Source organism: Pseudomonas sp. LBUM1669 (genome assembly GCF_059695705.1).
The window spans coordinates 4,965,535-4,986,854 of the sequence record NZ_CP166784.1; the positions used below are offsets into that span (position 1 = coordinate 4,965,535).

Annotated in this window: 19 protein-coding genes; 9 read left to right on the forward strand and 10 right to left on the reverse strand. The window is 61.1% G+C overall.

The window, feature by feature from the left end:
* Positions 1-258: 258 nt before the first annotated feature.
* From ACA051_RS23070 to ACA051_RS23090, 5 genes are all read left to right on the forward strand, one after another.
* Complete coding sequence (locus ACA051_RS23070) at positions 259-1,782, forward strand: fumarate hydratase (RefSeq protein WP_008156025.1); 1,524 nt, start codon at positions 259-261, stop codon at positions 1,780-1,782.
* 163 nt (positions 1,783-1,945) lie between these two features.
* Entirely contained in the window at positions 1,946-3,712 is a 1,767-nt protein-coding gene (locus ACA051_RS23075) for a sensor histidine kinase (protein ID WP_497372048.1), read from the forward strand.
* The gene (locus tag ACA051_RS23080; protein WP_497305002.1) at positions 3,706-5,031 is read left to right on the forward strand and encodes a sigma-54-dependent transcriptional regulator; all 1,326 of its coding nucleotides are present in this window, start codon (positions 3,706-3,708) and stop codon (positions 5,029-5,031) included. Before ACA051_RS23075 ends, ACA051_RS23080 begins: the two co-directional genes overlap by 7 nt.
* Positions 5,032-5,342: 311 nt before the next feature.
* Positions 5,343-6,662 carry an MFS transporter gene (locus tag ACA051_RS23085; RefSeq protein WP_497305004.1) on the forward strand — a complete coding sequence of 440 codons (1,320 nt, stop codon included), beginning with the start codon at positions 5,343-5,345 and terminating at the stop codon, positions 6,660-6,662.
* Positions 6,663-6,903: 241 nt separating this feature from the next.
* Positions 6,904-7,533: a flavin reductase family protein gene (locus ACA051_RS23090; RefSeq protein ID WP_497372050.1), complete on the forward strand. Its 630-nt coding sequence runs from the start codon at positions 6,904-6,906 to the stop codon at positions 7,531-7,533.
* Here ACA051_RS23090 and ACA051_RS23095 read toward each other — a convergent pair whose 3' ends face one another.
* On the reverse strand, positions 7,534-7,764 hold the full coding sequence (locus ACA051_RS23095; RefSeq protein WP_083375873.1) for a hypothetical protein: 231 nt from the start codon (positions 7,762-7,764) through the stop codon (positions 7,534-7,536). It lies immediately after the preceding gene.
* Between the two features lie 41 nt (positions 7,765-7,805).
* Positions 7,806-8,159, reverse strand: coding sequence for a putative quinol monooxygenase (locus ACA051_RS23100; RefSeq protein WP_497305006.1), 354 nt, complete (start codon positions 8,157-8,159; stop codon positions 7,806-7,808).
* 336 nt (positions 8,160-8,495) lie between these two features.
* Here ACA051_RS23100 and ACA051_RS23105 point away from each other — a divergent pair, with 336 nt between their 5' ends.
* A complete protein-coding gene (locus tag ACA051_RS23105; protein ID WP_497305008.1) occupies positions 8,496-9,425 on the forward strand; it encodes an AraC family transcriptional regulator in 930 nt (309 codons plus the stop codon).
* 135 nt (positions 9,426-9,560) lie between these two features.
* Here ACA051_RS23105 and ACA051_RS23110 read toward each other — a convergent pair whose 3' ends face one another.
* The 6 genes from ACA051_RS23110 to ACA051_RS23135 form a co-directional block, all read right to left on the reverse strand.
* Complete coding sequence (locus ACA051_RS23110) at positions 9,561-10,616, reverse strand: ABC transporter ATP-binding protein (RefSeq protein ID WP_497372052.1); 1,056 nt, start codon at positions 10,614-10,616, stop codon at positions 9,561-9,563.
* A gap of 16 nt (positions 10,617-10,632) precedes the next feature.
* A complete protein-coding gene (locus ACA051_RS23115) occupies positions 10,633-11,481 on the reverse strand; it encodes an ABC transporter permease (protein ID WP_497305012.1) in 849 nt (282 codons plus the stop codon).
* Positions 11,478-12,386 (reverse strand): ABC transporter permease, encoded by a 909-nt coding sequence (locus tag ACA051_RS23120; protein ID WP_497305014.1) that lies wholly within the window; start codon positions 12,384-12,386, stop codon positions 11,478-11,480. Before ACA051_RS23120 ends, ACA051_RS23115 begins: the two co-directional genes overlap by 4 nt.
* A 203-nt stretch (positions 12,387-12,589) precedes the next feature.
* Complete coding sequence (locus ACA051_RS23125) at positions 12,590-13,693, reverse strand: extracellular solute-binding protein (RefSeq protein ID WP_094470949.1); 1,104 nt, start codon at positions 13,691-13,693, stop codon at positions 12,590-12,592.
* A 217-nt stretch (positions 13,694-13,910) separates the two neighbouring features.
* Positions 13,911-15,359: an aldehyde dehydrogenase family protein gene (locus tag ACA051_RS23130; protein ID WP_497372054.1), complete on the reverse strand. Its 1,449-nt coding sequence runs from the start codon at positions 15,357-15,359 to the stop codon at positions 13,911-13,913.
* Complete coding sequence (locus tag ACA051_RS23135; RefSeq protein ID WP_497372056.1) at positions 15,356-16,993, reverse strand: 5-guanidino-2-oxopentanoate decarboxylase; 1,638 nt, start codon at positions 16,991-16,993, stop codon at positions 15,356-15,358. The genes ACA051_RS23130 and ACA051_RS23135 overlap by 4 nt, the downstream gene beginning before the upstream one ends.
* 159 nt (positions 16,994-17,152) lie before the next feature.
* Between ACA051_RS23135 and ACA051_RS23140 the strand changes: the two genes are divergently transcribed.
* Complete coding sequence (locus ACA051_RS23140) at positions 17,153-18,034, forward strand: LysR substrate-binding domain-containing protein (RefSeq protein ID WP_497372058.1); 882 nt, start codon at positions 17,153-17,155, stop codon at positions 18,032-18,034.
* 102 nt (positions 18,035-18,136) lie between these two features.
* Here ACA051_RS23140 and ACA051_RS23145 read toward each other — a convergent pair whose 3' ends face one another.
* Both ACA051_RS23145 and ACA051_RS23150 read right to left on the reverse strand, forming a co-directional pair.
* Positions 18,137-18,751 carry an NAD(P)-dependent oxidoreductase gene (locus ACA051_RS23145; RefSeq protein WP_497372060.1) on the reverse strand — a complete coding sequence of 205 codons (615 nt, stop codon included), beginning with the start codon at positions 18,749-18,751 and terminating at the stop codon, positions 18,137-18,139.
* Positions 18,752-18,971: 220 nt separating this feature from the next.
* Complete coding sequence (locus ACA051_RS23150) at positions 18,972-19,859, reverse strand: MBL fold metallo-hydrolase (RefSeq protein ID WP_497305024.1); 888 nt, start codon at positions 19,857-19,859, stop codon at positions 18,972-18,974.
* 115 nt (positions 19,860-19,974) lie between these two features.
* Between ACA051_RS23150 and ACA051_RS23155 the strand changes: the two genes are divergently transcribed.
* Both ACA051_RS23155 and ACA051_RS23160 read left to right on the forward strand, forming a co-directional pair.
* Positions 19,975-20,880: a LysR family transcriptional regulator gene (locus tag ACA051_RS23155; RefSeq protein ID WP_497372062.1), complete on the forward strand. Its 906-nt coding sequence runs from the start codon at positions 19,975-19,977 to the stop codon at positions 20,878-20,880.
* A gap of 262 nt (positions 20,881-21,142) precedes the next feature.
* Positions 21,143-21,319 carry a hypothetical protein gene (locus ACA051_RS23160; protein ID WP_497305028.1) on the forward strand — a complete coding sequence of 59 codons (177 nt, stop codon included), beginning with the start codon at positions 21,143-21,145 and terminating at the stop codon, positions 21,317-21,319.
* Position 21,320: the final 1 nt, after the last annotated feature.

Genomic DNA, 21,320 nt, shown 5'->3' on the forward strand with positions numbered 1-21,320 from the left:
CCGGGTGGGACGGTGCGGAGTCCCGACAAGCTCCCTCGCCATAACAGCAGCTCTGCGAATATCCATGTGTGTCCGATATGCGACCAACGATTGACTGCCGGCGGGTGTGCCTGGAACCGAGGCGCGTTATACTGCCGCGCCTTTTTAGCGTCGCGCCAGCTGCCCCGGCGTGCCTTGTAAAGGTGCTTGCAACCGACCGATGCACCCAAGCTGCAAGCACCTTATTGAATGTTCCCGTCTTTTAGAGGAGCGCGACTCATGACCGTGATCAAGCAAGACGACCTGATTCAGAGCGTTGCCGACGCCCTGCAGTTCATTTCCTATTACCATCCCGTTGACTTCATCCAGGCGATGCACGAGGCCTATCTGCGCGAAGAATCGCCGGCAGCTCGCGATTCGATGGCGCAAATCCTGATCAACTCGCGCATGTGTGCCACCGGCCACCGCCCGATCTGCCAGGACACCGGCATCGTCACCGTCTTCGTCCGCGTGGGCATGGACGTGCGTTGGGATGGCGCCACCATGGGCCTGGACGACATGATCAACGAAGGCGTGCGCCGGGCTTACAACCTGCCGGAAAACGTCCTGCGTGCCTCGATCCTCGCCGACCCGGCGGGCGCTCGTAAAAACACCAAAGACAACACCCCGGCCGTTATCCACTACTCCATCGTTCCGGGTAACACCGTGGAAGTGGACGTGGCGGCCAAGGGCGGCGGTTCCGAGAACAAGTCGAAAATGGCCATGCTCAACCCGTCCGACTCGATCGTCGACTGGGTGCTGAAAACCGTTCCGGAAATGGGCGCCGGCTGGTGCCCACCGGGCATGCTCGGCATCGGCATCGGCGGCACCGCCGAGAAAGCCGCCGTCATGGCCAAGGAAGTGTTGATGGAGTCCATCGACATTCACGAGCTGAAAAAGCGCGGCCCGTCCAACCGTATCGAAGAGATGCGCCTGGAGCTGTTCGAGAAGGTCAACCAACTGGGCATCGGCGCCCAGGGCCTCGGTGGCCTGACCACCGTGCTCGACGTGAAGATCATGGATTACCCGACCCACGCCGCTTCGTTGCCGGTGTGCATGATCCCCAACTGCGCCGCCACCCGTCACGCGCACTTCGTGCTCGACGGTTCCGGCCCGGCCTCGCTGGAAGCGCCACCGCTGGACGCCTACCCGGAAATCGTCTGGGAAGCCGGCCCGTCGGCTCGTCGCGTCAACCTCGACACCCTGACCCCGGAAGACGTGCAGAGCTGGAAGCCGGGCGAAACCGTCCTGCTCAACGGCAAGATGCTCACCGGTCGCGATGCCGCGCACAAGCGCATGGTCGAGATGCTGAACAAGGGTGAAACCCTGCCGGTCGATCTGAAAGGTCGCTTCATCTACTACGTCGGCCCGGTTGATCCGGTGCGCGAAGAAGTGGTGGGCCCTGCCGGTCCGACCACCGCCACTCGCATGGACAAGTTCACCCGTCAGATCCTCGAGCAGACTGGCCTGCTGGGCATGATCGGCAAATCCGAGCGCGGCCCGACCGCGATCGAAGCGATCAAAGACCACAAAGCCGTTTACCTGATGGCAGTCGGCGGCGCGGCTTACCTGGTGGCCCAAGCCATCAAGAAATCCCGTGTGGTGGCGTTCGCCGAACTGGGCATGGAAGCGATCTACGAGTTCGACGTGAAAGACATGCCGGTGACCGTTGCGGTGGATAGCAAGGGCGAGTCGGTACACATCACCGGTCCTGCCATCTGGCAGAAAAAGATCAGTGAAAGCCTGGCGGTCGAAGTGCAGTAAGCGCGTCGACGACGAAATAAAAAGGCGACAGGGGCTATGCTCTTGCCGCCTTTTTTATTTGCTTTATTTATCTATGTCAAAAAGGTGGTGGATTTCAGCGTGGGAATGCTCAACACCGTCGTGATATGGTTCGCGCCCTCCGCACACTTGTGTAATCCCCGGCATGCTTGAGTCTTCTCGCTCTTTGCGCATAACTCTATACACCCTCCTTATCCTCGCCGGTGCCGCACTGGCGGCCGGTTTTGCCCTGCGTCACGCCGAACGCCAGGCGTTGGTCGAAGACGCCGCGCGGGCCAATCAGCAATTGGCGCTCTACGCCAACTCCCTGCATACCCTGATTGATCGCTACCGCGCCCTGCCCGCCGTGCTGGCGCTGGACCCGGAGTTGCGCGGCGCGCTCAATGGCCAGGTAACGACCGAACAGCAGGACGCGCTGAACCGCAAACTGGAAAAAATCAACGGTGCCGCGCAGTCCTCGACCCTGGAACTGCTCGACCGCACCGGCCTCGCCGTGGCCGCCAGCAATTGGCGTTTGCCCAGCAGTTACGTCGGCCACAACTACGGTTTTCGCCCCTACTTCAGCCAAACCCGTACCCAAGGCACCGGGCGCTTTTATGCGGTGGGCGTGACCAGCGGCATTCCGGGGTATTTCCTGTCCAGCGCGGTGACCAGCGACAGTGGCGAGTTCCTCGGGGCGATGGTGGTGAAGCTCGAGTTTCCGGAACTGGAGCGCGAATGGCGCCAGGGCAGCGACACGTTGCTGGTCAGCGATGCACGCGGCATTATTTTCATCGCCAACCAGCCGGGCTGGCGCTATCGCCTGTTGAAACCCTTGAGCGACAGCGATCGCGCCGAGCTCAAGGTCACCCGCCAATACGACAAACAACCGCTGACACCGCTGGACTATCAATCGCTGCAGCGCTTTGACGACAACAGCGATCTGACGCGGGTCGTCGGTCCGGACGGTACGGCCAATTACCTGTGGGAATCGCTGCCGCTGAGCACGGAAGGCTGGACCTTGCACCTGCTGCGCCGCCCGCAAGTCGCCTTCGAGGACAGCCGCAACGCCGCGCTCGCCGCTGCCGGGCTGTGGCTGGCGCTGGTGTTTCTGTTGCTGTTCCTCAATCAACGCTGGCGCCTGGCGAAAATGCGCCAGCGCAGCCGTGAAGAACTCGAACAACTGGTGGAAGAGCGCACCCGCGACCTGCGCACCGCTCAGGACGGTCTGGTGCAATCGGCCAAACTGGCGGCCCTCGGCCAGATGTCCGCCGCCCTCGCCCATGAAATCAATCAGCCGCTGACCGCCCAGCGCATGCAGTTGGCTACGCTGAGGCTGCTGCTCGATCACGGCCGGGTCGACGACGCCTACAAGGCGTTGAAACCGGTGGACGACATGCTGACGCGCATGGCCGCCCTCACCGGCCACCTGAAAACCTTTGCCCGTAAAAGCCCCAGCGGTTTGCGCGAACGGCTGGATTTGGCGGCGGTGGTGGACCAATCGCTGCAATTGCTCGACGCGCGCCTGCGTGATGAGCAGGTCAGCACCGTGCTGCACCTGACGCGTCCGGCGTGGGTCCGTGGCGATGCGATTCGCCTGGAACAGGTGTTGATCAACCTGCTGCGCAATGCGCTGGATGCCATGCAGGACAAACCCTGCAAACGCCTGGAAATCCGCCTCGAAGCCGACGAGCAACTCTGGCGCCTGACCGTCACCGACAACGGAGGCGGCATCGCCGAAGAACACTTGCCGAACGTGTTCGACCCGTTCTTCACCACCAAACCGGTGGGCGATGGCCTGGGCCTTGGCTTGGCGGTATCGTTTGCCATCGTTCACGAATCGGGTGGGCGCCTGAGCGCCGACAATCACGCCAACGGCGCCGTGTTCACCGTGACATTACCCATCGATCTGGAGGCCCACGGCCCATGCTGAATTCCGTGATGGTGGTCGACGACGAAAGCAGCATTCGCAGCGCCGTCGAGCAATGGCTGAGCCTGTCGGGTTTCGAGGTGCAGCTGTTCAGCCGAGCCGATGAGTGCCTGGCGCAGTTGCCAGGTCACTTCCCGGGCGTGATCCTCAGCGACGTGAGCATGCCCGGCATGACCGGCCTGGAGTTGCTGGCCGAGGTTCAGCGCCGCGATGCCGACCTGCCGGTGATTCTGCTGACCGGCCACGGCGATGTACCGATGGCGGTCGAAGCGATGCGCGATGGCGCCTATGACTTCCTCGAAAAACCCTTCAGCCCGGAAACCCTGCTGAGCAGTTTGCGCAGGGCGCTGGACAAGCGCCGGCTGGTGCTGGAAAACCGTGCCTTGCATGAGCTGGCCGACAACCGCGCAAAACTCGACGCGACGCTGCTGGGCGTGTCACGCGGTTTGCAGACCTTGCGCCGGCAGGTGCTGGATCTGGCCGCATTGCCGGTCAATGTGTTGATCCGTGGTGAAACCGGCAGCGGTAAAGAGTTGGTCGCCCGCTGCCTGCACGACTTCGGGCCGCGCGCGGACAAGCCGTTTGTGGCGCTCAATTGCGCGGCGATTCCCGAGCAGTTGTTCGAGGCGGAATTGTTCGGCCATGAGAGCGGCGCTTTTACCGGCGCCTCGGGCAAACGCATTGGCAAGCTTGAATACGCGGACGGCGGCACGCTGTTTCTCGATGAAATCGAAAGCATGCCGCTGGCCCAGCAGGTGAAGTTGCTGCGGGTGCTGCAGGAGCAGAAGCTTGAGCGACTGGGCTCCAATCAGAGCATTCGCGTGGATTTGCGGATCATCGCCGCGACCAAGCCTGATCTGCTGGATGAGGCACGGGCGGGGCGTTTTCGCGAGGACCTGGCTTATCGCTTGAATGTTGCTGAGTTGCGCCTGCCGCCCTTGCGCGAGCGGCGTGAAGACATTCCGTTGTTGTTCGAATCGTTTGCGCAGAATGCCGCCGAGCGCCTGGGCCGCACGTTTCCACCGTTGAGTGGCCCGCAGTTGAGCCATCTGCTGAGCCACGACTGGCCGGGCAATGTGCGCGAACTGGCGAACGTTGCCGAGCGTCAGGTGCTGGGGTTGGGCGAGCCGGAACCGGTCGGGATCGACCCCGGCCAGTCGCTGGCGGCGCAGGCGGAGGCGTTCGAAGCGCATTGCCTGCGCGCGGCGCTGACCCGGCACAAGGGTGACGTGAAAGCGGTGCTTGAAGAACTGCAACTGCCGCGCAGGACCTTCAATGAAAAGATGCAGCGGCATGGGTTGAGCCGGGAGATGTTCTTGTAGTGCCTGAACGGGCCTCTTCGCGGGCAAGCCTCGCTCCTACGGTATTTGTGTCGCTCGAAAATACTGCAAACGACGCAAACCCTGTAGGAGCGAGGCTTGCCCGCGAAGGGGCCAATACAAACAATACAAACCCACAACCCAGATAAGCAATTTTCCGCTCACGCCCAACCCAGCATAAGCGGATTTCCGCTCACCAAATCCCCGCAACCCCTCTAAACCAGCCTTCCTTGATCTGGCACACCTCCTGCTATAGCCCAAGCAGGCTGCGTTTCAACGCGCTCCACAAAAACAATTAAACGAAGGATCCTTCAATGGATAACTCCAACGCCCTGCCCCTCGGGTCGGCTGCCTTGCCTGCCAAAGAAAGAACCACCGCCAGTCGCATCAAGTCGATCTTCAGCGGCTCTGTCGGCAACATGGTCGAGTGGTACGACTGGTACGTCTACGCGGCCTTCTCCCTGTACTTCGCCAAGGCCTTTTTCCCCAAAGGCGACACCACCGCCCAACTGCTGAACACCGCCGCGATCTTCGCCGTGGGCTTCCTGATGCGCCCGATCGGTGGCTGGCTGATGGGCCTGTACGCTGACAAGGCCGGTCGCAAGAAAGCACTGATGGCTTCGGTGTATCTGATGTGTTTCGGCTCGCTGCTGATTGCCCTGAGCCCCGGTTATGAAACCATTGGCATCGGCGCACCGATCCTGCTGATTTTCGCCCGTTTGCTGCAAGGCCTGTCGGTCGGTGGCGAATACGGCACCTCGGCGACCTACCTTAGCGAGATGGCGACCAAGGACCGTCGCGGCTTCTACTCCAGCTTCCAGTACGTGACCCTGATTTCGGGTCAGCTCATCGCCTTGGCCGTACTGATCGTGCTGCAACAGACCCTGACCACTGAAGAACTGTACGCCTGGGGCTGGCGCATCCCGTTCGCCATCGGCGCGCTGTGTGCCGTGGTCGCGCTGTACCTGCGTCGTGGCATGGAAGAAACCGAGTCGTTCACCAAGAAAGAGAAGGCCAAGGAAAGCGCGATGCGCACCTTGATGCGCCACCCCAAGGAACTGATGACCGTGGTCGGCCTGACCATGGGCGGCACCCTGGCGTTCTACACCTACACCACGTACATGCAGAAATACCTGGTGAACACGGTCGGCATGAGCATCTCCGACTCCACCACGATTTCCGCCGCTACGCTGTTCCTGTTCATGTGCCTGCAACCGATCATCGGCGGCTTGTCGGACAAGGTTGGCCGTCGTCCGATCCTGATTGCCTTCGGTGTGCTCGGGACGCTGTTCACCGTGCCGATCCTGACCACCCTGCACACCATTCAATCCTGGTGGGGCGCGTTCTTCTTGATCATGGCGGCGCTGATCATCGTCAGCGGCTACACCTCGATCAACGCGGTGGTCAAAGCCGAACTGTTCCCGACCGAAATCCGTGCGCTGGGCGTCGGCCTGCCGTATGCGCTGACCGTGTCGATCTTCGGCGGCACCGCTGAATACATCGCGCTGTGGTTCAAGAGCATCGGCATGGAAACCGGTTACTACTGGTACGTGACGGCGTGTATTGCCGTGTCGTTGCTGGTGTACATCACCATGAAAGACACCCGCAAACATTCGCGGATCGAAACGGACTGAGTCAGCCCGCGCAATAAAAACAGGGGCAGACCTTAGCGGGTCTGCCCCTTTTTAATTGCGTCTACACATCCCCTTGTAGGAGCGAGGCTTGCCCGCGAAGGCGTAGTGTCAGCCACATCGATGCTGAATCTGAAATCGCCTTCGCGGACAAGCCTCGCTCCTACAGTGGCGTGTCGCTGGAAATAACGTGGTCGTCCTTGCACTATTGGCGCATCCCGAATGCAGCCCAGGAATTGTTTACATGCCCGACGACATCCACTTCTACGAACCCGCCAACGGCCACGGCCTGCCGCATGACCCGTTTAACGCCATCGTCGGCCCGCGCCCCATCGGCTGGATTTCCTCCCAGGATGCCAATGGCCGCTTGAACCTGGCGCCTTACAGCTTCTTCAACGCCTTCAACTACATTCCGCCGATCATCGGGTTTTCCAGCGTCGGCCGTAAAGACAGCCTGAACAACATCGAGCAGACCGGCGAATTTGCCTGGAACCTGGCCACCCGGCCACTGGCCGAGCAGATGAATCAGAGCTGCGCCATGGTCCCGCCCGAGGTCAACGAGTTCGAGCTGTCTGGCCTGACCCCGGTCGCCTCGAAAATCATTCAGGTGCCACGGGTCGCCGAAAGCCCGGTGTCCTTCGAGTGCAAGGTCACGCAGATCATTCAATTGCAGCGGGCGGACGGGAACGTGGTGCCGAGCTGGCTGATACTGGGCGAAGTGGTCGCCGTGCATATCGCCAGGTGGCTGTTGAAAGACGGGGTGTACGACACCGCCGCGGCAGAACCGATTCTGCGCGGCGGCGGGCCAGCGGATTACTTTCAGCTGGGGCCAGAGGCATTGTTCAAGATGTTCCGCCCGGGGGCGGTCAAGTGATTACCAGAGCAGGTCGGCGTCTTCTTTGACGTCTTTGAGGCGGGTCAGCTCTTTGGCGGCGGCCAGATCAGCCTCGTTGGCAGTCTTGAAGATTTGCCCTTCAAGTACTTTGTGAAAACGTGGCGCTCCGGTGCCACCGATGGCTTTGACGGCGATAGCGGCGTGGTAACCCCCCTCGCCCGGTACTACAGCGGAAACAGCTTCGAAATGATCAAAGGCTTTACGTGCCATGTCGCGGATCCTGGCTGATTGAGAATGGAGCCATTAAACCCTCAACCCGCCATTTTGTGTACCCACGACCGGGACTGCCCCCGCGCCTGGTCGGCCGACACGTCCTTGAAGGTATGAAAATCCAGGCTGTTAACCACCATCTCCTGCACCAGCTCGGCGAAAATCTCCATCGCGGGCGTGCTGAAATAGGCCGTCATCGCTTGCTGGTGCGTCCAGAAACCGGACACCAGCCACAACTCTGGATCACATTGCGAATGCTGCAGGGAAAAACTCAGACAACCCGGCGCGCTGCGGGACGGCTCGATCAAGGCGCTCAGGCGCGCACCGAGCTCCGCCGAACGCCCGGCGCGGGCACGGACAAACGCCATATGACTGACGGGGATCTGCGTAGACATGTTCAACCCTCCCAGGGAGTCGAGTGGCAGCCGGGGGACGGGCTGCGACAGGATCAAAGGTTAAGCGCGCAGGGGGAAGTGCGGTTAGTCGATTCCTGCCGGCTTTTTGCACAATCCTGCGCGGCGTTCCGATATACCTGTAACAACCTGTAAAAAATGTTCGTACCTTTGAAACAAGGCTTTCAAGCAAGTTTCCCTTGGCAGGTGCAGCCATAGAGGCACCGCTGATCCACTCCATGCAGAATCAGGCAAGCTTGAGGCAGGATGTGTCTACCGCTGCGTCTTGCACAAACTTAAGCTCGCCCCATTACCAACACCTCAGCGAGGATGCCCGGCATGTCGTCGTTCGATCACTTTCAAGCCCCGCTGGATGCCGACATGGAGAAACAGCGCGCAGAACTGGCCACGATCATCCGTCGCAACACAACGGACGATGGCACTTATGCCACAGCGGTCGGCTCGCTGTTCATGTCGCGTCACGGTAAGTCCCATGACTTTGCTCCGGTGCTGGCGCAACCGGCGTTGTGCATCATGGCCCAGGGCCGCAAAGAGGTCAGGCTGGCCGATGAATACTTCAATTACGATCCGCTGAATTACCTGGTGGTGTCGGTCTCGATGCCACTGAGCGGGCGCGTCGTGAATGTCACGTCTGAAGAACCGATCCTCGCGGTGCGACTGGATATTGATCCGGCCGAAATCACCGCGCTGATTGCCGACGCCGGCCCTTTGGGCGTACCGACCCGCCCCACCGGCCGCGGCCTGTATGTCGAACGGATTGATACGGCGATGCTCGACGCGGTGTTGCGTCTGGCGCGTTTGCTCGATACCCCGAAAGACATCGCCATGCTCGCGCCGCTGATTCGCCGGGAGATTCTTTATCGGTTATTGCGCAGTCAGCAGGGGCATCGGCTGTATGAGATTGCGATTGCCAATAGCCAGAGCCACCGCATCAGTCAGGCGATCAAGTGGCTGAACGGCAACTATGAGCAACCGCTGCGTATCGATGATCTGGCGAAGGAAGTGAACCTGAGCGTGTCGACGTTGCATCACCGGTTCAAGGCGATGACGGCGATGAGCCCGTTGCAGTATCAGAAGCAACTGCGCTTGCAGGAAGCGCGGCGGTTGATGCTGGCCGAAGGGCTGGAAGCGTCGGCGGCCGGGTATCGAGTGGGGTATGAAAGCCCGTCGCAATTCAGCCGGGAGTACAGCCGGTTGTTCGGGGCGCCGCCGTTAAGGGATTTGGCGCGGTTGCGGTTGTCCGTCTGATCTGATTTTTGTGGTGAGGCTACTGGCCCTTTCGCGAGCAAGCCCGCTCCCACAGGGGATTTGTGAACGACACAGATCCAATGTGGGAGCGGGCTTGCTCGCGAAGAGGCCAGTCCAGTCAACACACCTCTAGAGTCAGGCGCCGAGTACGCGGCAAGCCTCGGCCGGCAACGTCACCGACACCGGATTGCCAATGCTCAACCCAAACCCCTGACACGGCGTGCTAAGCGCGGTAAACGACACACCCGAACACTCCACGGTGGTTTCAATCGTCGCGCCGATATCCCGCACAAACGTCACCTTGCCCAGCAACCGATTACCCGCCGTCGCCTGCGGATGCGACAGTTGCAGGTCCTCAGGGCGAATCAGCATCTTCACCTTCTCACCGACCACAATGCTGCTGCAGATCGGCACTTCCAGCGCATCGCCACCCGGCAATCCAACCTTGCCGTTGCCCAGCGCCGTGGCCGGGAAGATGTTGCCCGAGCCGATAAAGTCCGCCACAAATTCGTTGGCCGGGTGCCGGTAGATTTCAATCGGCGAACCCACCTGCTGCACCCGATGCTCACCCAGCACCACCACGATATCGGCCATGGTCATGGCTTCGCGCTGGTCGTGGGTCACCATGATCGTGGTGATGTTCAAGCGTTGTTGCAGCTGGCGGATTTCCACCTGCATCGATTCGCGCAACTTGGCGTCGAGTGCCGACAGTGGCTCATCCAGCAGCAGGATTTTCGGCCGCGAGGCAATCGCCCGGGCAATCGCCACGCGCTGACGTTGACCGCCGGAGAGTTTGGCCACCGGGCGATCAATCATCTCGCTCAGTTGAATCAGCTCGAGCAATTCCACCACTCGCGCCTGCTGATCAGCTTTGCTGACCCCGCGCAGTTTCAGCGGATAGGCGATGTTCTCCCCCACCGTCATGTGCGGGAACAGCGCCAGGGATTGGAACACCATGCCGAAGTTGCGCTGATGCGCAGGCGTGTGGCCGATGTCTTCACCGTCCAGGCGAATCTCGCCGCCACTCAGGGTTTCAAGCCCGGCGATCATCCGCAGCAGGGTGGTTTTGCCGCAGCCCGACGGGCCGAGGAAACACACCAGTTTGCCTTCCGGCAAATGCAGGTTTACATCCTTTACCGCGCAGGCCGAGCCGTAATATTTCTCGACGTTTTCCAGAATCAGACCAGTCATGTTGCACCTCAAGAAATCAGAACGAAACGCCACCTTCACCGACCAGCTTCTCCAACGCCCAGATCAGGACGAAGTCGATCAGCACGATCAGCACGGCAAACGAAAATACGGTGGGGTCGAGCGAAGACACGGTGCGGCTGTACATCCAGATCGGCACGGTCATCACGTCGATGGTGTAGAGGAAATAGGTCACGGTGAATTCGTTGAACGAGACGATGAACGCCAGTAGCATGCCCGCCAGAATCCCCGACTTCATCAACGGCACCACCACATCGATAATCGCCCGCAGCGGTGAGGCGCCGAGCATTTGCGCGGCCTCTTCGACTTCGCTGCCGATGGAGAGCATCGCCGCCGTGCAGTTCTTGACCACGAACGGCAGGGCCAGGATCACGTGGGCAATCACCAGCCGCGACGTAGTGATGTGAAATGGCAGGCTGTCAAACACCAGCAATAACGCCAGGCCCAACACCACCATTGGAAACACCAATGGCAGCGACATCAGTTGCAGCGCCACAGCCTTGCCGCGGAACTCGCAACGGGTCAGTGCGTAAGCCGCCGGCACCGCGACAATGGTTGCAAACACCATGGTCAGGCACGCCACCATCAGGCTGGTGGTCATGGCTTGGCCCAGGCTCAGCACATCGCTGGAATCCGGCGACACAAAGGTGTTCCAGGCGGCCTTGTACCATTGCAGGCTGTAGCTGCTCGGCGGGAAGTCGAGGTTCGACGCACCGCTGAACGACATCACGATCATGGTCAGGATCGGCAACACCGCCAGCAGCAGGATGAAGCCCGACAGGATGCCGGCAAACTTGCCGGTTTCGCCGGGCAGCAGCCCATAACGTTTCTTGGTCAACGTGCTCATTGCGAAGCCTCCAGCATGCGCCGACGACGGCCAGTGATGAATTCGGACAAGGTCATGATCGCCAGCGTGGTGACAATCAGCACCACACCGGCAGCGGAGGCGGCAGGCCAGTTCATCAGCGGGGCGATCTGGTCATGGACCATCACGGCCAGCATCGGCACGCGTCGGCCACCAAGCAGCAAAGGCACCACGAAGCTGCTAGCGTTGTAGGCGAACACCAACGTCGCCCCGGTGATGATCCCCGGCATGCTCATTGGCAGCACCACCTGACGGAACACCTGGAAGCGACTCGCCCCCAGGGTGGCGGCGGCTTCTTCGTAAGTGCGGGCGACGCCGCGCATGGCGCTGGCAATCGGCAGCACGGCCAACGGGAACGCGGTTTGCACCAGGCCCATCAACACGCCGTTCTGGTTGTAGAGCAGCATGATCGGTCGCTTGATCAGGCCCAGGCCCAGCAGCGCCTGATTGAGCATGCCGCCAGGGCCGAGAATCACCAGCCAGCCATAGCTTTGCAGCAGCAGATTGACCAGCAACGGCAGCAACACCGCGGCGAGGAAGATCCGGCGCACAAACGGTGAGGTCAGCCGCGACATGGTGTAGGCCACCGGGATCGCCAGCACCACCGCGATCACCGCGCTGATCAGTGCCAGGCGCAGGGTCAGCAGCAAGGATTTGAGGTAATAGGGTTCGAGCAATTGGGCATAACTGGCCAGGCTGAACCCGGTCCACTCTGCGCCTTTGGTGCCCACGCTCATGCGCAGCACCAGCAGGCTGGCGGCAATCAACACGCCCAGAAACAGCATCGACGGCGAGAGGAAAAACCACGCACGCGCCGTCGGCGAAACACCCCGATTTGCGCGCGCGGGAACGGCGGCGACCGGATGAGTCAGAGGTTGGTGTTCCATAGCAAAGGTCTCGTCAATGGAAAGCAGCAAGACTGAGATTCGGCAAAACCTGTGGCGAGGGAGCTTGCTCCCGCTGGGCCGCGAAGCGGCCCCAATGAATAACCGCACTCGTTCAGACAGAAAGAGGTGTTCGGTTTTGTGGCTGCTACGCAGCCAAGCGGGAGCAAGCTCCCTCGCCACAATGGATCTTCAAACCGCAGAAATCAGGAAGAAAAGATTTCCGTGTAACGACGAATCCATTGGTCATGCACGGTGGCCAGGAAGGCGTTGTCGTGCATGATCGCCTTCTCGGCAATCTGCTCCGGCGTGAGGATGTACGGGCTCTTGCGCGCTTCGGCGGAGATGATCGCCTTGGCGTTGACCGGGCCGTTGTAGATGTCCTCGGCCATCTTGCCCTGCACCAGCGGGTCCAGAGAGTGGTTGATGAAGGCGTACGTCAGGTCGGTATCGCCGGGACGGTTCTTCGGCATGACCGAGAGCATCAGGTCGGTGTAGAAACCTTCCTTCATCCCGAACGTAGCGCCCAGGCCGTAGGCCGGATCACGGATCTGTTTCGGGAAGAATGCCGGCGCGTACAGGCCGCCCATGTCCAGGGAGCCGGTGCGGAACAGTTCGGCGATCTGGTTCGGGTTTTCACCCAGGGTCACCACACGATCTTTCAGCTCGGCGAGTTTCTTGAAGCCCGGCTCGATGTTGTGCTCGTCACCCCCGGCCAGTTTGGCGGCGATGATGATCAGGTCCATCGCTTCGGTCCAGTTCGGCGGCGGCAGGAAGATGTTCGGCGACAGCTCGGCGTCCCACAGGGCTGCGTAACTGTCCGGCGCTTCCTTGATGGTGCGGGTGCTGTAGACGAGGCTGTTGCACCACAGCAGGTAACCGATGCCGTGACCGTTGGCGCCGGTACGGTATTTCTCCGGAACATCGACCAGGTTGGGAATGCGGTTGAGGTCGGGTTTTTCCAACAGGTTGGCCGCGGCCAGGCCTTCGGCGCCGACGCCGGCCAGGGTGATGATGTCGTACTGCGGACGATCACCGCCGGCCTTGAGTTTGGCGACCATTTCCGAGGTGCTGCCGGTGCGGTCAGCGATGACCTTGCAGCCGTATTTGTCTTCGAAGGTGGCCGCGATGTTACGCAGTGCAGCGAGGCCGGTGTCGTCGGACCAGGTCAGCAGGCGCAGGGTTTTGCCCTGGAAGCGTGTGTCGCTGGCATTGGCCTTGACGAAGGGCAAACTCATGGCCGCCGCTGCAACCGAAGCCACGCCCACGGTTTTGATGAATTGACGTCTGTTTAGATCATGCTCGCCCATTACGGACTCCCTTTGTTTTTGTAGGTATAAGGCAGGTCGAAACTGTTGCATCCGCGCGGCCGGTTCAGCGTTATCCCTCGTATTTTCGGGGGTTTGGCTGAACCAGTGAGTTCATCCTGAGGTCGTGCAAAACACCTGACTATCGATAAAAACTCATCGAAGCCATGACACCAGCGCATGCCTCCATACGAGGCATGCGCTGACCTTTTTCGTGCCGTCAGACGGCGCGAATCACGTGTTTGATTTCCTGGAAAGCCTGCAAGCCCCACGGCCCCAATTCGCGGCCGATGCTGCTCTGTTTGTAGCCACCCCAGGCCGTCTGCGGGAAGATCACTTGCGGCGCGTTGATCCACACCAGCCCCGCCTGCAGGGCGTTGGCGACCCGGTCCGCCGCTTCGGCGTCACGGGTGACCACGCTGGCCACCAGGCCGAACTGGCTGTCGTTGGCCAGGGCAATCGCCTCGGCTTCAGAGGCGAAACTGCGCACGCAGATCACTGGCCCGAAAATCTCTTCACACCACAACGCACTGTCGAGGGGCACTTCAGTGAAAATCGTCGGCTGTAAAAAATAGCCGCGGGACAGGTCTGCGGGACGGTTGCCGCCGCAAATCAGCTTGGCGCCGGCACTCAGACCACGATCAATGTGACCGAGCACACGCTGGTATTGCGCCTGATTGACCAGCGCACCCATTTCAACGTTCGGGTCGAACGGGTCGGCCACGCGAATGGCTTCGGCGCGAGTTTTCAGTTTCGATAAAAACTCATCGGCCAGTTCATCAGCGACCAGCACGCGGCTGGTGGCGGAGCACATCTGGCCGGCGTTGAAGAAGCCGCCGCCACAGGCCACTTCCACCGCCAGTTCGATGTCAGCATCGGCGAGCACTAGCAGCGAAGATTTGCCGCCCAGTTCCAGGCTCACGCCTTTCACGGTTTCCGCCGCGCGTTGCATCACCTGCACACCGACCGCGTTGCTGCCGGTGAAGGAGATTTTGGCAATGCGCGGGTCGGCCGACAAAGGCGCACCAACAGCCAGACCAGTACCGCAAACCAGGTTGAACACACCGGCCGGCAAGCCGGCCTCAGCGATGATCGCCGCCAGTTCCAGCTCGGGCAGCGGAGTGACTTCGGACGGTTTGAGCACCACGCAGCAACCGGCGGCCAACGCCGGGGCGAGTTTCCAGGCGGTGGTAACCATCGGGAAATTCCACGGCACGATCAGGCCGACCACGCCGCACGGTTCACGGCGCACACGGGCGCTGAAATCGTCGGTGGGCAGCTCGACATTGCTGTCTTGTTTGGCATCGAGGCCTTCGGCCAAACCGGCGTAATACTCGAATGTGGCGATCACGTCATCGACGTCGATAGAGGCTTCGAACAGCGGCTTGCCGTTGTTGCTCGACTGCAATTTCATCAAGTGATCGCGTCCGGCCTGCACGCCAGCGGCGATTCTGCGCAGGATCGCGCCGCGCTCGGCGCCGGTGGTTTTCGACCATTCCTTGAAGGCGTCAGTCGCGGCAGTGACGGCTTGATTGACAGACTGCTCATCGCCGCCATTCACGGTGGTCAACAGGGCTTCGGTGGCCGGGTTGATCACGCGCAGATGTTCGTTGCCGGCGGACCATCGGCCGTCGATGTACAGACCGTCCAGGGTCGTTGGAAAACTCATTTCGACACCGCCTTCATCCACGACGTCTGATCGATTTCAATCAGGGTCGGGCCCTGACGATCAGCGGCAGTACGCAGTGCACTGCGCAGCTGCTCGACACCATTGACCGCTTCGGCCGCACAGCCCAGCGCCTTGGCCACGCCGATGAAGTCCGGGGTGTAGATGTCCACGCCGACCGGCTCGATGGCGCGGTTGACCATGTATTTCTTGATCTCTTCGTAGCCCTGGTTATTCCAGAGCAGCACGATGACCGGGGTGCGCGCTTCTACCGCGCTGGCCAGTTCCGGCAGGGTGAATTGCAGGCCACCGTCACCGATCAGGCACACCACCGGAGGACGCGCACCGTTTTCAAGGCTGCCACCGAGCCAGGCGCCGATTGACGCCGGCAAGGCGTAACCGAGAGTGCCGTAACCGGTGGACGAGTTGAACCAGCGACGCGGGCGTTCCGGGTTGAACGTCAGGTTGCCGGTGTACACCGGTTGGGTCGAATCGCCGACGAACACAGCGTCCGGCAATTCGTGCAGCACGGTTTCGAGGAAGCGGGTCTGGGCCAGGGTCGGGGCGTCCCAGGTCGCGGCGAGGTCTTCGCGTAAACGTGCGGCACGGACCTGACCCCAATCGTTGCGACGCTCGGCCAGCGAGTGTTTGGACAGTTCGCCCAGCAGGGCTTGAGCGGCGTTGCGCGAGTCCGCGACCAGGGCGACTTTCGGCGGGTAATTACGCACGGTCTGGTCGGGGTCGATGTCCACGCGCAGCAGCACGCCGGGGATCTCGAAACCGCCGGCAAACGTGACGTCGTAATCGGTCTCGGCCAGTTCGGTGCCGATGGCCAATATCACGTCGGCCTCGGCCACCAGGGCACGGGTCGCAACCAGGCTCTGGGTCGAACCGATCAGCAACGGGTGGCTGGATTCGAGCATGCCTTTGGCATTGATGGTCAGGGCCACCGGCGCGTCCAGCAGTTCGGCCAACTCGGTCAACTCGGCGGCCGCATCGATGGCACCGCCACCGGCGAGAATCAGTGGACGCTTGGCGCCGGCCAGCAGCGCGGTCATGCGGCTGATGGCGCTTGGCGAGGCACCGGCGCGGTCGATGTTCACCGGGAGACTGGCGAGCAGGTCGTCGGCCTCTTCAACCAGCACGTCCAACGGAATTTCGATGTGCACCGGACGCGGACGACCGGCCTGGAACAGTGCAAACGCACGCGCCAGCACGCCCGGCAATTCCGCCGCCGACATCAGGGTGTGGGAGAACGCCGCCACGCCGCCGACCAATGCACTCTGGTTCGGCAGCTCGTGGAGCTTGCCGCGACCGCCGCCCAACTGGTTGCGCGATTGCACGCTGGAGATCACCAGCATCGGGATCGAGTCGGCGTAGGCCTGGCCCATGGCGGTGGTGATGTTGGTCATGCCTGGGCCGGTGATGATAAAGCACACACCCGGTTTGCCGCTAGTGCGTGCATAACCGTCGGCCATGAAACCGGCGCCCTGTTCGTGACGCGGCGTGACGTGGTTGATACTCGAACGGGCCAGCCCGCGATACAGCTCCACGGTATGAACCCCGGGAATGCCGAACACCTGCTCGACCCCGTAATCTTCGAGTAACTTGACCAATACTTCGCCGCACGTCGCCATGTCATTGCCCTTTTTGTTCGTTTGAGACGCCGGGCCTGCGCAGTGTTTATGATGCGTGGGCAGGTCCAGGGATGGCCTCATTGGAACGGGCGACACGTAGCCGCAACAATGGATAAAAAATCATACTAGCCATGTCCTCACGTCATACCTTGGATCCCAATGAAACGATTGCCTCCCCTGCCGGCACTGCACACTTTTCTGATCACCGCGCAGTGCTGCAACTTCACCCGGGCCGCCGAACAGCTGTACATCACCCAGGGCGCGGTGAGTCGGCAGATCGCCGGGCTGGAAGAACATTTGGGTTATGAACTGTTTATCCGTCAGGCCCGCGGCCTGGACTTGACCGTCGAAGGACGCGAATGGCTGCCACGGATCCAGCAGATTTTCGGCTTGATCGACGAGGCGGTCGAACAGATCGGCGAGAAGCGCGAAACCCTGCAACTCAAGGCCCCGACATGCGTGATGCGCTGGCTGCTGCCGCGCCTGGTGCAGTGGCAAAGGGAGCGCCCGGATGTGCCCGTGGAATTGACCACCACGGTGAAACACGGCGTGGATTTTCATCGTGAACAGTTCGATGCGGCGGTGATCTATGGCGTACCGCCGGAGACGTCACTGGCGTCCCATCGGCTGTTCGATGAGCAACTGACGCCGGTCTGCTCCCGACCGTACCTCGAAGGGCCGGTGCCGTTGCAGGCGCCGGAAGATCTGGAACAACACATGCTGTTGCATCCGACCCGCGACGAACGCGATTGGAAAGCCTGGCTGGCCAGCGCCGATGTGCGCTTGAGCAATGTCGGCAAGGGTCAGCATTTCGAAACCCTGGACCTGGCGATGTCGATGGCGTCCCAGGGCACAGGCGTGGCGATCGGGGATTGGTCGTTGATTGGCGATGACCTGAGCGCCGGGCGGCTGGTCATGCCGTTTGAATTGAAGGTGAAGACGGGGTTGGCGTATTACCTGGTGTTCCCGGAAAAACCCGGACCTTCGCCGAAATTGCGCGAGTTGTTGGGGTGGTTGGTGGAGCAGGCTCAGAGTCGCTGAAAAGCTGAAAAGCTGAAAAGCTTCGCGAGCAAGCCCGCTCCCACAGGAGAATGCATTCCAATGTGGGAGCGGGCTTGCTCGCGAATGGTTTCAGCCGCGCTATCAATACCCGACAGTGAACCGCTGACGCGAATGCTTCGGCGCTTCCACTTCATCGATCAGCGCAATCGCGTAATCGGCAAACGTGATCCAGCTGCGCCCTGCACCGCTCACCAGCAAATCGTCCTTGCCCACCCGAAACGCCCCCGTGCGTTCACCTTCGACAAACTCCGCCGACGGTGACAGGAAGGTCCAGTCCAGATCCTTTTCCTGACGCAGGTTCCCAAGAAACTTAGCCCCGGCGCTCGCCTCTGCCTTGTACTCCTCCGGAAAGCCCTTGCTGTCGATGACGCGAATGCCGTCCGGCAACAACAACGAACCCGCACCGCCCACCACCAGGAGACGCTTCACCCCGGCCTTTTTCACCGGCCCGACCACGGCGCTGGCCGGAAGGGTCGCGAAGTGCGCCGCGCTGATGACCACGTCATGGCCTTCGACGGCGGCTTGCAACGCCTCAGCATCAAGGGCATCGACGTTCCTGGTAACCACACCGGCACGCGGGCCGATCTTCGAGGTGTCGCGGGCAATGGCCGTGACGCTATGACCTCGACGCAGGGCTTCTTCCAGCAATTGGCTGCCGGCACGGCCGGTGGCACCGATGATTGCGATTTTGCTCATGACGTTCTCCAGTTGGCTTGGGTATATCTGACGTTTGCAGCGAGTGCGATCACGCAATCCTGTGGCGAGGGAGCTTGCTCCCGTTCGGCTGCGCAGCAGTCGTAAACCTGAGAATGCCCTGTGGCTGACACACTCCAGGGGAGCGCTTCGCACTGGAGCGCCAGCCCGGTCCAGCGGGAGCAAGCTCCCTCGCCACAGCTAATCCCCCCGCCACATAAACTCATTCACCCCACTTCATCTCGCCCTTGGCGACTTTCGCACTCAGCTCCAGCGAGCTCTCTTCGCCCAGGGTCGGGAAGCGCTTTTTCATCGCGGCGATCAGCGCGGCGGAGTCTTTGGCCTTGGCGGTTTCTTCGTCGAAGGCCTTGATGTAATCGGCGGTGAACTGCACGGCGGCCAACGAACGGGCGCTCTGCCCCAGGTAATGCCCCGGCACGATGGTTTTCGGTTTCAGGGTTTCGATGGCGTGCAGCGTAGCCAGCCAATCGGTGTGGGATTGCGCGGTTTGCGTGTCAGCCATCCACACGTGGATGTTTTCTGCCACGACCACCCCACCGACCACGGCCTTGAGCGACGGGATCCACACAAAGGTCCGGTCCGGCTGTTTGCCGTCCAGGCCCACCACCTGCAACTTCTGCCCTTCGAGCATCAGGCTGTCGCCCTTGAGTACGCCGGGCACAATGGTTTTGGCCGGCACGTCGGCGCCCATTTTCGGGCCCCAGAACGCCAGTTTGCCGTCAACGGTGTGCTTGATGTGATCAACGGTTGGCTGCGAGGCCAGCACTTTGGCGTTCGGGAACGCGGCGGTCAGGGTGTCGAGGCCGAAGTAGTAATCCGGGTCACCGTGGCTGATGTAGATGGTGGTCAGTTGCTTGCCGCTGGCGCGGATTTTCTCGACCACCTGTTCGGCCTGGGATTTGCCGAATTGCGCGTCGACCAGAATCGCTTCTTTCTCGCCGCTGACCAGAACCGAGGTCACCGGGAAGATCGCCTTGTCGCCCGGGTTGTACACGTCCAGGGTCAGGGTCGATGCCGCAGCAGCGTGGGCCGCGAAGCCGAGTGTGGCGGTGGCCAGCAAAATGCGCTTGAGAAAGGTGAAGCCGATCATCTGTTGCTCCGTTGTCCGAATGCCGTGTCTGGCGATGGGGACAGAGCTTAGTTGCATGACTCAGTACAAAAAATGCGATGTTTGAACATAGTTTGTTTCTGAAAGCGGGCAAATCATGGATCGTCTACAAGCAATGCGAGTGTTCGTCTCAGTGGTCGACCTCGGCAGCCAGTCGGCCGCCGCCGATCATCTGGACCTGTCACGGCCGGTGGTTTCGCGTTATCTGGCCGAGCTGGAGGATTGGGTGGGTGCGCGCCTGATGCACCGCACCACGCGCAAATTGAGCCTGACGGCTGCAGGCAGTGAAATCCTGCCTCGCTGTCGGCAGATGCTCGACCTGTCCACCGACATGCAAGCAGCGGTCAGCGAGCCGGATGAGGCGCCACGTGGCCTGTTGCGCATCAGTGTCAGCACTTCGTTCGGCCAGGCGCAACTGGCGGATGCAGTGGCCGCGTACGTCAAACGTTACCCCGGTGTCAGCATCGACATGCAGATGCTCGACCGCACGGTGAATCTGGTGGATGAACGCATCGACCTGGCGATTCGCACCAGCAACGACCTGGACCCGAACCTGATCGCCCGGCGGCTGACGGTCTGCCGCTCGGTGATCTGCGCCTCCCCCGCCTACTTGAGCGAACACCCGACGCCGCAACGGGTCGAGGACTTGAGCCAGCACAACTGCCTGACCCACTCCTATTTCGGCAAAAGCCTGTGGCATTTCGAGGAGGACGGCGAACCGGTGTCGGTGCCGGTGCAGGGCAACATCAGCGCCAATGAAGCCAGCACCTTGCTGCGCGCAACCATGGCCGGTGCGGGCGTGGCGATGCTGCCCAGTTATCAGGCGGGTGTGCATATCCACAGCGGCGAGCTGATTCGCCTGCTGCCCCACGCCGAGCCACGGCAGATGAGCGTGTACGCGGTGTACGCCTCACGCAAGCACATGCCGGCGGCGCTGCGCAGCATGCTGGATTTTCTGGTGCTCAGGTTTCCCGAAGAACCAACATGGGATATCGGCCTGTAACCGAATCAAATGTGGGAGCGGGCTTGCTCGCGAATGCTGTGTGTCAGCCAACATTGATGCCGACTGACCCACCGCTTTCGCGAGCAAGCCCGCTCCCACAGTTCGATTGGGGATACCGCTGACTATGCGCTCGACACCCTCCCACAGGGGTATCAGTGTTCTGAATGGCGGGGTAATTACGTAGACCGTGTGACTGGCAACTCACCCGCGCTGACCTATGCTGAAAGTAATACCGAAGGGTATTCGTTCAGAGGTCAACGCCATGAACACCAAAACAAGAAGATACGTCGCCATTTTCGTCACCTGCGCAGCGACGCTGGCGTTGTATGGCACCGCCGCCTGGCGTGTCGAGCAGTTGCGACAACTGCCCCGTGACTACGCGAGTTGTAACTTCGAGCGCTGCATTCCCCACAACGCGACCCTCAACGCCCTTCGGTAAC